Source organism: Streptomyces sp. NPDC058295 (assembly GCF_042880655.1).
GTDB lineage: Bacteria > Actinomycetota > Actinomycetes > Streptomycetales > Streptomycetaceae > Streptomyces > Streptomyces coriariae.
In genome coordinates this window covers 1-15,403 of sequence record NZ_JBHVYO010000022.1, presented here as the reverse complement: position 1 = coordinate 15,403, position 15,403 = coordinate 1, and the positions used below count along the sequence as shown (strand labels likewise).

At 73.6% G+C, this 15,403-nt stretch carries 16 protein-coding genes; 15 read left to right on the top strand and 1 reads right to left on the bottom strand.

Annotation, left to right across the window (positions count from 1 at the left end):
* Window positions 1–169: 169 nt before the first annotated feature.
* The 7 genes from ACFVYS_RS23585 (at window position 170) to ACFVYS_RS23555 (ending at window position 5,674) form a co-directional block, all read left to right on the top strand.
* Window positions 170–382 carry an acyl-CoA carboxylase subunit epsilon gene (locus tag ACFVYS_RS23585; protein WP_389504884.1) on the top strand — a complete coding sequence of 71 codons (213 nt, stop codon included), beginning with the start codon at window positions 170–172 and terminating at the stop codon, window positions 380–382.
* Window positions 383–1,234: 852 nt separating this feature from the next.
* Complete coding sequence (locus ACFVYS_RS23580) at window positions 1,235–1,900, top strand: ScbR family autoregulator-binding transcription factor (protein WP_389504882.1); 666 nt, start codon at window positions 1,235–1,237, stop codon at window positions 1,898–1,900.
* A gap of 286 nt (window positions 1,901–2,186) precedes the next feature.
* On the top strand, window positions 2,187–3,020 hold the full coding sequence (locus ACFVYS_RS23575) for a BTAD domain-containing putative transcriptional regulator (protein ID WP_389504880.1): 834 nt from the start codon (window positions 2,187–2,189) through the stop codon (window positions 3,018–3,020).
* Window positions 3,021–3,373: 353 nt separating this feature from the next.
* Complete coding sequence (locus tag ACFVYS_RS23570; protein ID WP_389504878.1) at window positions 3,374–4,195, top strand: BTAD domain-containing putative transcriptional regulator; 822 nt, start codon at window positions 3,374–3,376, stop codon at window positions 4,193–4,195.
* 210 nt (window positions 4,196–4,405) lie between these two features.
* The gene (locus ACFVYS_RS23565) at window positions 4,406–4,597 is read left to right on the top strand and encodes a hypothetical protein (RefSeq protein ID WP_389504876.1); all 192 of its coding nucleotides are present in this window, start codon (window positions 4,406–4,408) and stop codon (window positions 4,595–4,597) included.
* Window positions 4,594–5,517, top strand: coding sequence for a methylenetetrahydrofolate reductase [NAD(P)H] (metF, locus tag ACFVYS_RS23560; RefSeq protein WP_389504874.1), 924 nt, complete (start codon window positions 4,594–4,596; stop codon window positions 5,515–5,517). Before ACFVYS_RS23565 ends, metF begins: the two co-directional genes overlap by 4 nt.
* 16 nt (window positions 5,518–5,533) lie before the next feature.
* Window positions 5,534–5,674: a hypothetical protein gene (locus ACFVYS_RS23555; RefSeq protein ID WP_389504872.1), complete on the top strand. Its 141-nt coding sequence runs from the start codon at window positions 5,534–5,536 to the stop codon at window positions 5,672–5,674.
* A 50-nt stretch (window positions 5,675–5,724) separates the two neighbouring features.
* Here ACFVYS_RS23555 and ACFVYS_RS23550 read toward each other — a convergent pair whose 3' ends face one another.
* Window positions 5,725–6,486 carry a sigma factor-like helix-turn-helix DNA-binding protein gene (locus tag ACFVYS_RS23550; protein ID WP_389504870.1) on the bottom strand — a complete coding sequence of 254 codons (762 nt, stop codon included), beginning with the start codon at window positions 6,484–6,486 and terminating at the stop codon, window positions 5,725–5,727.
* 583 nt (window positions 6,487–7,069) lie between these two features.
* On the opposite strand from ACFVYS_RS23550, the gene ACFVYS_RS23545 reads away from it, so the two are divergent.
* From ACFVYS_RS23545 to ACFVYS_RS23510, 8 genes are all read left to right on the top strand, one after another.
* Window positions 7,070–8,149, top strand: coding sequence for a polyprenyl synthetase family protein (locus ACFVYS_RS23545; protein WP_389504868.1), 1,080 nt, complete (start codon window positions 7,070–7,072; stop codon window positions 8,147–8,149).
* 552 nt (window positions 8,150–8,701) lie between these two features.
* On the top strand, window positions 8,702–9,190 hold the full coding sequence (locus ACFVYS_RS23540) for a PhzA/PhzB family protein (protein WP_389504866.1): 489 nt from the start codon (window positions 8,702–8,704) through the stop codon (window positions 9,188–9,190).
* A 45-nt stretch (window positions 9,191–9,235) separates the two neighbouring features.
* Window positions 9,236–10,411 (top strand): 3-deoxy-7-phosphoheptulonate synthase, encoded by a 1,176-nt coding sequence (locus ACFVYS_RS23535; protein ID WP_389504864.1) that lies wholly within the window; start codon window positions 9,236–9,238, stop codon window positions 10,409–10,411.
* Window positions 10,412–10,448: 37 nt separating this feature from the next.
* Window positions 10,449–11,072, top strand: coding sequence for an isochorismatase family protein (locus ACFVYS_RS23530; RefSeq protein WP_389504862.1), 624 nt, complete (start codon window positions 10,449–10,451; stop codon window positions 11,070–11,072).
* Window positions 11,069–12,988: a chorismate-binding protein gene (locus ACFVYS_RS23525; protein ID WP_389504860.1), complete on the top strand. Its 1,920-nt coding sequence runs from the start codon at window positions 11,069–11,071 to the stop codon at window positions 12,986–12,988. Before ACFVYS_RS23530 ends, ACFVYS_RS23525 begins: the two co-directional genes overlap by 4 nt.
* A 96-nt stretch (window positions 12,989–13,084) precedes the next feature.
* A complete protein-coding gene (locus tag ACFVYS_RS23520) occupies window positions 13,085–13,924 on the top strand; it encodes a PhzF family phenazine biosynthesis protein (RefSeq protein ID WP_389504858.1) in 840 nt (279 codons plus the stop codon).
* The gene (gene phzG, locus ACFVYS_RS23515) at window positions 13,917–14,609 is read left to right on the top strand and encodes a phenazine biosynthesis FMN-dependent oxidase PhzG (protein WP_389504856.1); all 693 of its coding nucleotides are present in this window, start codon (window positions 13,917–13,919) and stop codon (window positions 14,607–14,609) included. Before ACFVYS_RS23520 ends, phzG begins: the two co-directional genes overlap by 8 nt.
* 158 nt (window positions 14,610–14,767) lie before the next feature.
* The gene (locus ACFVYS_RS23510) at window positions 14,768–15,235 is read left to right on the top strand and encodes a PhzA/PhzB family protein (protein ID WP_389504854.1); all 468 of its coding nucleotides are present in this window, start codon (window positions 14,768–14,770) and stop codon (window positions 15,233–15,235) included.
* Window positions 15,236–15,403 lie beyond the last annotated feature (168 nt).

The following is a 15,403-nucleotide window of genomic DNA, read 5'->3' as shown; positions in this document are numbered from 1 at the left end:
GGGCAGATACACCTCTACGACGACGGCGCCCCGCGGGATGTGACGGCGGCGGCCAGGACGCACACCGGACCCCGCCCACCCGCCCGCCCGCCGCCCCGCCCGTCGAGACAGTCCCGAGCCTTCCTCGAGCCAGGTACCGGACGCTGAGCCCGAGGCGAGGGAGGTGCCGATGAGCGGTAGCGAAGAAGCGGCCGGCCTGTTCAGGATCGAGCGGGGGCGCGCGAGCGCGGAGGAACTCGCCGCGGTCACCGTCACGTTGGTCGCGCTGGCCGCCGGACGCAGCGGCGAAGGGCAGCCGGACGCCAAGGAACAGCACCGGGCCGCGCGCTGGAAGCGCTGGGACAGGAGCCCCTCCTACCTGTCCCCGCGCAGCTGGAGATGACGGAGCAGAGCGCGCCGGCCCCTCCCCACCCGACCGCATGAGCGGTCCGGCAGGATGCGGCCGCTCACGCGGGGCTTGCCCGCACCCGGGGGAGGGGAGGACACGTGCGACACCGGCGCATCCGCCCCGCCGGGGACCGGGCCGCCCGGCGCGAGGCCGGCCGGCGCGACGCGCCGCGATCCGCGACCGGCCCTGCCCGCCCGGACCCGCCTGCCTGGCCCCGGCACCCGGCCCCACCCGCCCGGATCAGCCCGCCTGGCCCCGGCGCCCGGCCCCACCTGGACCCGGAGCCTGGTCCCGCCCGGACCCGGCGCCCGGCTCCGGCGATCGGACCTGCCCGCCCGGCTCCGGCGATCGGACCCGCCTGCCCGGCCCCGGCGCCCGGCCCGGCGGCAGGGCGGCCGGGGCCGGTCACCCCGAGGCCATGCGCCGGACGACGGCCAGTCAGGCAGGTCCGAGGAGCACAGGGTCCGAGAGGCACCGGGCCGGGCCGATGCATCCGTACTGCGCCGCCGGGCACGCCGCGGCCGGTGACGTGAGCGGTCCGGCCGGAAGCCGAGGCCCGGATCCGCAGGGCCGGAATCCGAGGGGCGGGACCCGAGAAGCGGGGATCAGTGAGGCCCGGATCCGCAGGATCGGAATCCGCTAGGCGGGGACCCGAGAAGCGGGGACCCACGAGGCTCGGATCCGCAGGGCCGGAACCCGCGAGGCGAGACCCGCGAGGCGGGGGCCCGTTTCCTGTCCGGTGCTGCGCACCGGGCAGGCCGGGCCGGTCTGCGGCAGGCACGGCAGCCCCCGCAGCAGCCGCGCGGCCGTCGGACGCGCGGGGACCCGGAGCGAAGGAGGCGGCACATGGACGGACAGGGGCGTGCCCTGCGCACGCGGCGTGCGCTGATCCAGGCCGCGGCGGAGGTGTTCGCCGAGGAGGGCTTCGTGCACGCCTCGCTCCGGGCCATCAGCGAGCGGGCCGGTGTCAGCAGCGGGGCCCTCCATTTCCACTTCGCCCACAAAGGGGCGCTCGCCGAGGCGGTGGAGGCGGAGGCCACCGAAGTGGTCCGGAGCATCATCCGCGCGGCGCGCAGCCGGCCCGGCGGCATCCTGCAGACGGTGGTGGACGCCACGCACGCGCTGATGCACCACCTGGCCCAGGACGCGGTGGCCTGCGGAGGCTTCGAACTCGCCGGGGACATCTCACGCCGCACCAACTCCCCGCTGCGCCGCGAATGGCAGCACTGGATCGAGGAGAGCCTGCGCGAGGCCGAGCGCAGCGGCGCTCTCGCGCAGGGGGTGTGCGCCGCGGACGCCGCCCGCGTCATCGTCGCGGCGACCACGGGCTTCCAGGTGCTCGGCAGCGCGGACGCCCGCTGGCTGTCCGCGCAGAGCGTCACCCGCTTGTGGGAGCTGCTGCTGCCGCGGCTGGCCGCCGAGCACTGCCTGGACCGGCTGCTCTGCGCGGGATCGGGTCCCTGGACGGCACCGCCGCGCCGCGCGCCGGCGCCGACCGACCGCCCCGCATAGCCGACCATACGGTTTATTTATCGCCGTCACCGGCTGCGGTTTCCCCGGGGCCGGACTCCGTGATGTTGCGCGAGAAACCGCTTTCGGGTCCGTAGCGCATCAGAAAAATGCATTTTTGCGGCCCGCGGAATTGCGTGTATGAATCATTCGTTGATGGGCACAGGTGTGTGCTTTAATAGCAACAGACCGGTCGCCCTGTTTTTTGAGGTGCTTGTTTCCCGGGGTGCCGTCTGTTGATGCTCGCAAGAAATCCGGAGCACTTGGGCACGAGACTGGGGGAGACCACGTGAACATCCGGTTAATGGGCACCTTCGAGATCACACTGAACGGTGCCGCCGTGATGCCCACCGCACCGAAGCCGAGGCAGCTGCTCGCCCTGCTCGCACTCCACGCCGGCCGGGTGGTGCCCGTGGCGTCGCTGACCGAGGAACTGTGGGGCGACCGCCCGCCGCGCACCGCCCGCACCATTCTCCAGACCTACGTGCTCCAGCTGCGCGAACTCATCACGGCGGCCCTGGGCAAGGGGCGCGAGGGCGACGGGGCGGCCAGGACCGCCAAGGAGGTCCTGGTCACCCAGCCCGGCGGCTATCTGCTCGACAGTGCCGGCGGCACCCTCGACGTACGGGAGCTGGAGCGCCTGACGGGTGTCGGCTACCGGGCGATGCGCGCCGGCGACTTCCAGGGCGCGGCGCGCCACCTGGGGGAGGCGCTGGCCCTGTGGACCGGGCCCGCGTTCGCCGATGTGCAGGCCGGGCCGCAGCTCGAGATGGAGGCCAGGCGCCTCGAGGAGATGCGGCTGTGCGCACTCGACCAGCGCATCGAGGCGGAACTGCGGCTGGGCCGCCACCGTGACCTGCTCGTCGAACTCACCGTCCTGGTCAACCGCTATCCCACCCACGAGAACCTGCACGGGCAGTACATGCTGGCCCTGCACCGCTCCGGACGGCGCGGCGAGGCCCTGGAGGCGTACCAGCGCATCCGGGTCACGCTCGTGCGCGAACTGGGACTCGAGCCGTCCGCCGTGCTGCGCCGGGTGCAGCAGATGATCCTCATGGCCGGCCCCGAGACCGGGCCCGCCCGCACCGCCGGCGGCCGTCAGTCCCGCCTGGTGCGCAGCTGAACCCGGCGTCCGGACCCGGCGCGGCAATATGCGGATTTACCGCATGTTGCCGCGTCTCTTTTCGTTCCCGGCGTCTTCCCGCGGACCGCGTATCGCGGCCGGGACGCGGTCCGTGATCCCGTCCGGGTGAAGCCGTTCTCGGGCCGGGCCGGAAAAATTCCCCACCCCGCCCCGGTACAGCAGGCTTTACCGTCGCTTTCGCTCCGCTGTTGCACTTCTTTGCCTTTGTGCGGCTCCTTGCTGAGCCCCGCTCGAATACCACTACAGGAATCCGCAATTCCGCATGAGCGTGGCTAGCGTGCCAGTGCCCTGACGACTTTCCGCCATGGGGCTGGCGACGATCGGAGGAAGTCATGGAGATTCAGGTTCTGGGGCCGCTGCGTGCCGCAGTGGACGGCAAGACGATCGTCCCGACCGCGGGAAAGCCCCGGCAGGTGTTCGCGCTGCTCGCGCTGTACTGCGGCCGCGTCATGCCGGTCTCGACACTCATGGAGGAGGTCTGGAGGGCCGACCTGCCGCCGAGCGCGATGACCACGCTCCAGACGTACATCATGCAGCTGCGCCGCTGCATCGGTGCCGCGCTGGGCCCCGGTACGCCGGGCGCGGAGAAGCACGTACTGGCCACCGGACACGGCGGATACCTGCTGCAGGTCCCGGCCGAGTCCGTGGACGTGAACGTCTACGAGCTGCTCGTCGCAGAAGGGCAGCAGGCCTTCGACCGGGGCGAGGACGAACGGGCCGCCCGCTGCTTCCGCCAGGCACTGGCCCTGTGGCGCGGGCCCGCGCTGGTGGACGTCAGGCTCGGGCCGGTCCTGCAGATCGAGGCGATGCGGCTGGAGGAGTCCCGCCTGGTGACCGTCGAGCGGCGCATCGACGCCGATCTGCGGCTGGGCCGGCACACCGAACTCCTCGTCGAACTCACCGAGCTGATCGCCCGCCACCCCCACCATGAGGGACTGCACGCCCAGGCGATGCTGACCCTGTACCGGTCCGGGCGGCAGGCCTCCGCCCTGGACGTCTACCGCAGGGTGCGCACCCGCCTGGTCGAGGAGCTCGGGGTGGAGCCCGCGCCGCAGCTGCAGCGCATGCACCAGGCGATGCTCGCCGTCGACCCGGCGCTCGACGTGGCCGCAGGGCCCCGCCGCGGCTCCACCTTCGACCGCTACGCCGCCTGACGCCCCGCCGGCCGGCCGGTCATGACCCGGACACGGGGACACGGGGACACGGGGTACGGCACGCGCCCGCGCCGCGCCGTCGCCGGCCATCGCGCCCCCGTTTCGGGGACGCGGGGCGCCCGCCCTTCCACGCCCGTTCCGGTGCGCTTCGAGCGCGTCTCGTTCGGTGTCCTGCATCGTGGGAGCGCCCGAGCGACCGAAGGAGTTCCTGTGCGCATCGCGGTGACCGGCTCCCTCACCACCGGCCCCTTACCGGCCGGGCCCCGGCGGCCCGCCCGCCTGCTGCTGCCCGGCGCGCCCGGACACGTGCCCGGACACGCGCCCGGACACGCGCCCGGACACGCGCCCGGCCGGGCGCCCGCCCCGGCCGGTACCGGTAGCGGCCTCGGAGGCCGGCCGTGACGGCGCTGCGCGAGGCTCTCGCCCGGCAGGCGCCCACGGTCTCCTTCGAGTTCTTCCCGCCGAAGACGGACGCCGGGATGCGCACCCTGTGGCAGGCGATCCGTCAGGTCGAGCGGCTGGCACCGGACTTCGTCTCGGTCACCTACGGCGCGGGCGGCTCCTCCAGGGAACGCACCGTCGAGGTGACCAAACGGATCGTGGCCGAGACGACACTGCGCCCCGTCGCCCATCTCACCGCCGTCGGGCACTCGGTGGCGCAGCTGCGCCAGATCATCGGCCAGTACGCCGACGCCGGCGTGCGCGATGTCCTCGTCCTGCGCGGCGACCCGCCCGGCGACCCGAACGCACCGTGGAGCGCGCATCCCGACGGCTTCACCCACGCCCACGAACTGGTCCGCCTGGTAAGGGAGCTGGGCGATTTCAGCATCGGGGTCGCGGCGTTCCCCGAGCGTCATCCGCGCTCGCCCGACTGGGACAGCGACATCCGGCACTTCGTCGCCAAGTGCCGGGCCGGCGCCGACTACGCCATCACCCAGATGTTCTTCCACGTCGAGGACTATCTGCGGCTGCGCGACCGGGTGACCGCCGCCGGCTGCGACATCCCGATCATCCCGGAGATCATGCCGGCCACCGACGCCCGCCAGATCGGCCGCTTCGCCGAACTCAGCGGCGCCGCCTTCCCCGAGGAACTGGCACACCGCCTGCACGCCGCGCGCCACGACAGCGCGCAGGGGCACCGCATCGGCGTCGAGTACGCCACCGCCATGGCCCGGCGGCTCCTGGCCGAGGGCGCCCCCGGACTGCACTACATCACGCTCAACCGGTCGACGGCGGCGCCCGAGATCCACCGGGCCCTGGGGGAGGAGCACCGCGCCCGGCCGGCCCTCGCGCGGCACCGCTCCACGTCACCGGCCGGCTGAGAGCGGGAGGCACCGGGTGCACGACATCACGCAGGAGGACGGCAGGCCCGCCGGTGAGGGAACGGACCTCACCCCGGCCGCCGTCCCGCCGCTGCGGCTCGCCGGCGTCGACGAGGACGACCTGGCCGAACCCCACGTCGTACGCGGCATCGACTGAACGCACCGGCCGCCGCCGTCACCCGGCACGGCCGCGCCCCGCGGCGCCGCTCAGTGGGCGCGGCCGGCCCGGCGCGGGAGGGTGCAGGACCGGTTGGCCGGACCGTCGTGCGCGGCCGTGCCGGGATGGACGACCAGGTGCAGGCGGTGCATCCGCCCGTCGCGGATCTCGGGCAGCAGGGTGTGCAGGAGAGCGCCGTGCCGGTCGCGCAGGACCCAGCCGGGCCGCCCGCCGACCTGGCACCAGCGCACCGTGACACCGACCCGCACCAGCGGCGGGACGATCGCCGCGACCAGCGCGGCGACGTTCCCGTCGCCCGCCACGCAGGTGGGCCAGGGCAGCGGCGCCCGCCCGCCGTCGCTGATCACCGCGACGGACGCGAGGAGCTGACGGCACGCCGGCACGGAACAGCCCAGCGCCGCCGCGATCTGCGTATCGCCGCACCCGAACGCCTCGCGCAGCACGAAGACGGCGCGTTCGAGCGGGGACAGCCGCTCCAGCACCATCAGCGCCGACAGCGACAGCGCGTCCGCCAGGTCCGCCGGCCGGTCCGGGTCCGCCTGGCCGGCGGCCAGGAGCGGGCTCACGGGTTCCCCGCGCGCGGCGCGTGCCGCGTGCAGGGCCCCGACCGCGATCCGGGTGACCTCGGCCGCCAGGTGGGCCTCGGCCGGTACGGGCCGCGCCGGGGCGGCCATCCAGGCAAGCCGGCAGGCCTGCACCGCGTGCCGGGCCGCCGGCGTGTCACCCGCGATCCGGTAGGCGATCGCGAACAGCAGGGGCCGCAGCCTCGCGAACTCCTCGGCTCTGCTCACCCAAGGCTCCTCGGGACGGGACGGGACAGCGGACGATAAGGACGGCGAACGACGGGACGGCGAACGGCCTGTGGCGAATCGGCCCGGCGGGCGGCGGGCGGCGGGCGGCGGGACGGTGAACGCCCGCCGGTGAACGGCCCGCCGGCGGGCGGGGGCTCACGGCGCATCCTAGGAGCGGCCGGTCTCCGGGTCCCGTGCCCGCGGCGGAAGTTCGAGTCCGTCTGCAGCGCGGTTCCAGCACCGTCGGGGCACGGCACGCGCCTCGCCGGAACTCGACCGGACCTTGAGTCCCCTCTTCGATACTCGGAGCCGTACGCGCAGGCCCATGAACGGCACGGACCTGCCGGCCCGGCCGCACGGGCGTTCGGCGGCCACGCCGCCCCCGGGCCGGCCCCCGCAGAGCGGAAGGCTCCGGCGGGCATCGCGCAACGAGGTCTTGTGACGGCAGGTCCCGCCACGGCGCCGGCCCGACGGCGGCCGGCGAGAAGCAGCACCGACTCCAGCCGTACGGCAAGCGGCAGTGCCTGGCCGAAGGGCCGGATGCCGCCGTCCGGCTCCGCAGACGACCAGGGAAGTTGACTCCATGACCAGCACCCGAACCAGCCCCGGGAAGGCCGTCGAGGACGCGCTTCGCCGGTTCTTCGCCGCCCGCCGGGACGAGGCCGCGGCGATCGGCCCGGCCTGCGCCGAGGTGGTCGCCGAGCTGGAGAGCTACGTACTGCGCGGCGGCAAGCGCGTGCGCCCGGCCTTCGTCTGGCTGGGCTGGCTCGGCGCCGGCGGCGACCCGGACGGTGCCACCGCCGAGGCGGTGGTGCGCACCGGCGCCGCGCTGGAGCTGTTCCACGCTTCCGCCCTGATCCACGACGACGTCATCGACGCCTCCCTGACCCGCCGCGGCGCCCCCGCCGCGCACGTGCTGTTCGCCGGCCGGCACCGCGACCGCTGCTGGAACGGTGACGCGGAGCTGTTCGGCACCGGGACCGCGATCCTGGCCGGAGACCTCGCCCAGGGCTGGGCCGACGACCTGATCCGCACCGGCGGGCTGCCGGCGCCGGCCCAGGCGCGGGTCGCGCCGGTGTGGTCGGCCCTGCGCACCGAGGTGCTGTGCGGCCAGCTCCTCGATGTGACGGCCGAGGCCGCGGGCGCCGAGGACCTCGACACACCGCTGCGGGTCAACACCTACAAGACGGCCTCCTACACGGTGGAGCGCCCGCTGCACATCGGTGCCGCGATCGCCGGCGCGGACGATGCCCTCGTCGCCGCCTACCGCGCCTTCGGGCACGACATCGGCGTCGCCTTCCAGCTGCGCGACGACCTCCTGGGCGTGTTCGGCGCCGCCGAGGAGACCGGCAAGCCGTCCGGCGGCGACCTGGTCCAGGGCAAGCGCACCGTGCTGTTCGCCGCCGCGCTGCAGTTCGCCGACGCACAGGACCCCGACGCGGCGAAGTTCCTGCGGGCCAGGATCGGCACCCAGCTCACCGACGACGAACTCACCGCGATGCGCGCGGTCATCACCGACGTGGGAGCGGTCGACCACGTCGAACGCGACATCACCCGGCGCACCGACCGGGCCCTGGCCGTGCTGCGGGCGAGCGGCGCCACCGACCACGCCAAGGAGCAGCTGACCGCCATGGCGGTCAGCGCGACCCAGCGAACCTCGTGACCGCCATGCCCGCTCCCCTCAACTCCCGTACCGCACAAGGCAGTTGGAGTGACCCAGGTCACCTCGGGGCGCTCTGGCCCGCACGTTTCCTCCGTGTCACTATGAGTGCACGTATTTCCTGCCCAAAACACATATGAGACCGTGTGTGCGGCAGTGAGCCGACGTCCCGCCCGCCGGCCCGTGCGGGCCGGCCCGCACCACCGCCCCTTCCGGCACCGGCCCCCCGCATCCCGGCACCGCCGCCCGTGCGCGGGCCGCGCACCTACGTGACGGGCGGGACGCCACCGGCGAACTCCCGCGTGACAGCCGCGACGAAGCCGGCCGCCGCCGTCACGCACGCCCCGCCCCGGCGGACCGACGCCGCCACCGGGCCCGGGGCGCACCACCCGTACGCGCAACGGGTGCGCGCCGCCGTCCGCCGGCCCCACCGCCGCGGCCCGTGGCCGCCGCGCCCCGACGCGCACGCCCGCCCGCCACCTTGCCGGCGTTCCTTCCGGCCGCCCGGACAGCTTTCGCGTTCATCCCGTTTCCCGAGACACCCAGGGGGTCATCGTGTCCGAATCCGTGGACACCCGCGCAGTCACCGACGCGAGCGCACTGCGCCGCAGCAACCGCGCCGTCGTCGAGCAGTACATGAACACCAGGGGCCAGGACCGGCTGCGCCGCCACGAACTGTTCACCGAGGACGGCATCGGCGGCCTGTGGACCACCGACACCGGCGCCCCCGTCGCCACCCACGGCCGCGACCGGCTCGCCGAACACGCCGTCTGGTCCCTGAAGTGCTTCCCCGACTGGGAGTGGTACAACGTCCGGATCTTCGAGACGGACGACCCCGACCACTTCTGGGTGGAGTGCGACGGCCACGGAAAGATCCGCTTCGGGGACTATCCGGAGGGCTACTACGAAAACCACTTCCTGCACTCGTTCGAGTTCGAGAACGGCAAGATCAAACGCCAGCGCGAGTTCATGAATCCGTTCCAGCAGCTGCGGGCCCTGGGCATCGCCGTCCCCGAGATCAAGCGCACGGGAATCCCCACCTGACGAGGCCCGCCCGGGCACGACGCCACCGCTGGATCGGAGTACGGCATGAAGGACGTCATCCGCGATATTCGCGTCCGCGGGGCGCTGCAGCAGCCCGAATGGAGCGATCTTCTCCAACTGAGCCGGGTGGGCGAGGCACTCACCGCGCGCCCCACCCTCGTACAGCCCGACGACGTGGCCACCCTGCGCACCCTGCTCGGCACCGTCGCCCACGGCCAGGCCCTGGTGGTGCAGTCCGGGGACTGCGCCGAGCACCCGCAGGAATGCCGCCCCCACGACGTCGCCCGCAAGGCCGCGGTGCTCGACCTGCTCGCCGGGGCCCTCGGCCTGATCACCGGCAAGCCCGTCCTGCGCGCCGGACGCATCGCCGGGCAGTTCGCCAAACCCCGCTCCAAGCCCACCGAGACCGTCGGCGGCACCGAACTGCCCACGTTCCGCGGACACATGGTCAACGGCCCCGAACCCGACGCCGAGAGCCGCCGGGCCGACCCGCTGCGCATCCTCACCGGCTACATGGCCGCCAGCGACGTCGTCGGCCACCTGGGCTGGCGCGAACGCGGCGCCGGCCGCGACGTCGTGAGCCCCCTGGTGTGGACCAGCCACGAAGCACTGCTCCTCGACTACGAGGTGCCCATGCTCCGCACCGACGAGCAGGGACGGCTCTTCCTCGGCTCGACCCACTGGCCGTGGATCGGCGAACGCACCCGCGAGGTCGACGGCGCCCACGTCGCCATGCTCTCCCAGGTCGCCAACCCGGTGGCGTGCAAGGTCGGCCCCACCATGGAACCCGACGAACTGCTGGCCCTGTGCGAACGCCTCGACCCCTGGCGCGACCCGGGCAAACTCACCCTGATCGCACGGATGGGAGCCGACGCCGTCGCCGACCGGCTGCCGCGCCTGGTCGAAGCCCTGCGCACCGCGGGCCACCCGGCCATCTGGCTCACCGACCCCATGCACGGCAACACCGTCACCGCGCCGAGCGGCCACAAGACCCGACTCGTCGACACCGTCGCGCTCGAGGTCTCCCGCTTCGTCAGCGCCGTGCGCGACGCGGGCGGCATCCCCGGCGGCCTGCACCTGGAGACCACCCCCGACGACGTCACCGAGTGCGCCGACACCGAAGCCGCACTCGCCTCGGTCGGCGAGCGCTACACCTCCCTGTGCGACCCCCGCCTCACCCCGCGGCAGGCCATGTCCGTGATCGCGTCCTGGACCGCCTGAGCACCCGACGCACCGAGCAGGACAGGAACCCCAAGCCATGACCGGCATACCCCCCATCTCCGCCTACCCGCTTCCCGCCGAGGGCGACCTGCCGCCGGCCGCCGTGTCCTGGAAGGCCGACGCCGACCGCTCGGTCCTCCTCGTCCACGACATGCAGCGCTACTTCCTCAAGCCGCTGCCCGACACCCTGCGCCACGACCTGGTCCGCAACGCGGCACAGCTGCGCGAACGCTGCGCCGGCCTTGGCGTCCCGGTCGCCTACACCGCCCAGCCCGGCGGCATGAGCGAACAGCAGCGCGGGCTGCTCAAGGACTTCTGGGGCCCCGGCATGCGGACCTCGCCCGAGGACCGCCAGGTCACCGACGCCCTCGCCCCGGCCGCACACGACTGGCTGCTCACCAAATGGCGCTACAGCGCCTTCTTCCGCACCGACCTGCTCCAGCGGATGCGGGCCGCGGGCCGCGACCAGCTCGTCCTGTGCGGCGTGTACGCCCACGTCGGTGTCCTGGCCACCGCCGTCGAGGCCTTCAGCCACGACATCCAGCCCTTCTTCGTCGCGGACGCCACCGCCGACTTCTCGCAGGAGTACCACCGCTCCGCCCTCACCTACGCCGCCGAGCGCTGCGCCCGCGTCGTCACCGCGAAAGAGGTGTTCGCATGACCTACGGCCCGCCCGCGAACACCGACGACCTCCTCGCCCGGGCCCTGAACACACCGGGACAGCCGTACGCGCTGCTGCACCGGCCCGGCGCGAGCGGCCCCGACACCGTGGAGGTGCTGACCGGCGACGTCACCCGGCCCGCCACCCTGGCCGACATCCCGCTGCCCGCCCGCCCCCAGGACGGCACCGGCGCACACCACGAGGTACTCGTCGTCGTGCCCTACCGGCAGCTGACCGAACGGGGCTTCGCCTGCGCCGACGACGGCACCCCGCTGGTGGCGATGACCGTCACCGGCCAGCAGCGGCTGCCGCTGCACGAGGCGCTGGCCCGCATCCCCGACGTGCCGACCCCGCTGGCCGGCGCCGACTTCGACGTCGACGACACCGCCTACGAGGACATCGTGCGCCGCGTCGTCAAGGAGATGATCGGCACCGGCGAAGGCGCGAACTTCGTCATCAGGCGCACCTTCCTCGCCGACATCACCGACTACGGGCCCCGCAGCGCCCCCGCACTGTTCCGCCGCCTCCTGCAGCGTGAATCCGGCGCCCACTGGACGTTCCTCATCCACACCGGCACCCGCACCCTCGTCGGCGCCTCACCCGAACGGCACATCAGCCTCCAGGGCGGCACCGCGGTCATGAACCCCATCAGCGGCACCTACCGCTACCCGCCCTCCGGCCCCACCCTCACGGGCGTCCTGGAATTCCTGGGCGACCGCAAGGAGACCGACGAGCTGTACATGGTCCTCGACGAGGAACTCAAGATGATGGCCCGCATCTGCCCCGACGGCGGCCGGGTCGTGGGCCCCTACCTGAAGGAAATGGCCAAGGTCGCCCACACCGAGTACTTCATCGAGGGACGCACCGACCGCGACGTACGCGACATCCTGCACGAGACGATGTTCGCGCCCACCGTCACCGGCAGCCCGCTGGAGAGCGCCTGCCGCATCATCACCCAGTACGAACCCGGCGGACGCGGCTACTACAGCGGCGCGGCCGCACTGATCGGCCGCGACGCCGACGGCGAGCGCGTCATGGACTCCGCGATCCTCATCCGCACCGCCGACATCAGCACCCGCGGACGCATCGCCATCGGCGTGGGCGCCACCATCGTGCGCCACTCCGACCCCGCCTCCGAGGCCGAGGAGACCCGCGCCAAGGCCGCCGTCCTCGTCTCGGCCCTCGGCGCCGGAGCGCAGACACAGCACTTCGCCGCCCACCCCGTCGTACGCCAGGCCCTCGACCTGCGCAACGCCTCCATCGCCGACTTCTGGATCGCCGGCACCGGGGCACCCACCGCCGCCCGCCCGGAACTGGCCGGACGCAGCGTCCTCGTCGTGGACGCCGAGGACACCTTCACCTCCATGCTGGACCAGCAACTGCGCGCCCTGGGACTGCGGGTGACGGTCCGCCGCTTCGACGAACCGTACGCCTTCGAAGGACACGACCTGGTCGTGATGGGACCCGGGCCGGGCGACCCGCAGGCAAGCGCCCACCCCAAGATGCGCCACCTGCACGAGGCCGTCGACACCCTGCTGCGCGAACACCGCCCCTTCCTCGCCGTCTGCCTCAGCCACCAGGTCCTCGGCCTGCGCCTGGGCCTGCAGCTGCGCCGCAGGACGGTGCCCAACCAGGGCGTGCAGAAACAGATCGACCTGTTCGGCACAGCCGAACGCGTCGGCTTCTACAACACGTTCACGCTCCTCGCCGGCGACGACGCCTTCACCGCGGACGGCGTGGGAACCGTCCAGGTCAGCAGGGACCCGGCCACGGGGGAGGTGCACGCCCTGAGCGGCCCCGGCTTCGCCTCCGTGCAGTTCCACCCGGAGTCCGTGCTGACCCGGCACGGCCCGCGCATCATGGGCGACCGCCTGGCCCGGCTGCTCGCACCGGCCGGCACCGCCGGCCCGACCTGAGGCCCCGGGCCGTTCCACCCCCGGACCGCCGGGCCGGCGGCCGCCCCCGACCGCCGGCCCGGCACCCGACGACACCACCACGAGCGGGAGACACAGATGCACACGTACGTCGTCGTCGACGCGTTCGCCCACGAGCCCCTCACCGGCAACCCGGTGGCGGTCTTCTTCGAGGCCGACGACCTGAGCGCCGAACAGATGCAGCGCATCGCACGGGAGATGAACCTGTCGGAGACCACGTTCGTGCTCCGCCCGCAGCACGACGGCAACGACGCCCACGTGCGGATCTTCACCCCCGTCAACGAACTGCCCTTCGCCGGGCACCCCCTGCTGGGAACCGCCCTCGCGCTCGGCGCCCGCACCGACGCCGAACGGCTGCGCATCGAGACCGCCATGGGCGTCATCCCCTTCACCCTGCAGCGCGCCGACGGCAGGGCCGTCTCGGCGAGCATGCGCCAGCCGGTGCCCGTGTGGGAGCCCTTCGAACGCACCGACGAACTCCTCGAGGCACTCGGCATCAGCGCCTCGACACTGCCGGTGGAGATCTACCGCAACGGCCCCCGGCACGTCCTGGTCGGCCTGGACAGCGTCGAGGCGCTGTCCAAGCTGGACCCCGACCACCGCGCCCTGGCCCGCTTCCCCGACATGGCGACCAACTGCTGGGCCGGGCAGGGCCGGTCCTGGCGCAACCGCATGTTCTCGCCCGCCTACGGGGTCGTCGAGGACGCGGCCACCGGCTCCGCCGCCGGGCCCATCGCCATCCATCTCGCCCGGCACGGCCTCATCGCCTACGGGCAGCGCATAGAGATCACCCAGGGCGTCGAGATCGGCCGCCCCTCTCCCATGGGCGCACTGGTCCACGGCGAGGGCGAGAACGTCACCTCCGTCGAGGTCGCGGGCCCCGGTGTGATCACGATCGAAGGAGTGCTCCATGTCTGATGCCCACCCGGCCCACGGCACGGCGGTGGCCGCCCGCGCCGCCACCACCCGTTCCGAGACCCTCACCGCCACCGTCGACGTGGCCTTCCCCGAATTCCGCACCCCGCCGGACGAACCGATGGGCCTGCTGTCCGCGTGGCTCGGCGCCGCCGCCGCCCACGGGGTGCGCGAGCCCCGCGCCCTGGCCCTGGCCACCGCCGACGCACGGGGGCGCACCTCCTCGCGGATCGTCGCCCTCACCGAGGCGACCGGCGCCGGGATCGTGTTCATCACCCACGCCGACAGCCGCAAGGGCCGCGAACTCGCCGAGAACGCCTGGGCCTCCGGCGTCCTGTACTGGCGCGAGACCAGCCAGCAGATCACCCTGGCCGGACCCGTCACCCGGCTGCCCGACACCGAGGCGGAGTCCCTGTGGTCCGCGCGGCCCGTCTTCACGCACGCGATGACGACCGCCTCGCGCCAGAGCACCCCGCTGGACGGCCTCGACCACTTCGCCCGGCTGCGGGCCAGGGCCCTCGAACTGGGCGAACCGCAGCGGCCGCTGCCGCGGCCCGCGACGTTCGCGGGCTACCGGCTCGAACCCGACAGCGTGGAGTTCTGGGCCAACGGCACCGACCGGCTGCACGAACGGCTGCGCTACGAGCGCACCGGCACCGGCTGGCAGACCAGCCGCCTGCAGCCCTGACCCCCCCGCCCGCACCCGCACCCGCACCCGCACCCGCACCCGCACCCGCACTCGCGCCCGCACCGTGCACCGCGTACCCCTGCGACCGCTGTCCCTGCGCACTCCCGGGAGAGACCATCACCTCGCCGACCGCACCCCAGACCGCCGCCGGCCCGCCGGTGTTCACCGACCACCACGACCTGCGGGCCCGCAACCTGCGGGCCGTGCAGCAGTACCTGCGCACCGGCGCCGAAGCCCGGCTGAGCCGCTACACCCTCTACACCGAGGACGGCACCGCGGCCCTCTTCTACACCGACATCGGCCGGCCCATCGTCGTCACGGGCCGCGAGAACCTCAAACGGCACGGCGAGCTGTCCCTGCAGGTGCTGCCCGACTGGCAGTGGTCCGGCACCCGCATCTACGAGACCCAGGACCCCTGCGTCATCTGGGCCGAGTGCGAGGGCGAGGGAACGATCCGCTTCCCCGGCTATCCCGAAGGCCGCTACCGCAACCACTTCGTCCACGGCTTCACCCTGCGCGACGGGCAGATCGCCGCCAGCCGCGAGTACACCAACCCCCTCGAACACATGAAGTCCCTCGGCATCCCGACCCCGCACATCCGGCGGGACTGGATCCCCTCCTCCTGACACGCACCGCACCACCGCACCACCGGCCCGCCGCCCCCGCCGTCACCGGCCCGCCCACCCCGGCACGACCGTGCCCGGGGCGGGCGGGCCGCCGGCGCGAAGCGGCCGTGCGCCACCGGCCCCGGCCCCGGGCGGGAACGGCCCGGCCGGCCGCGGCCCGTCACCGCG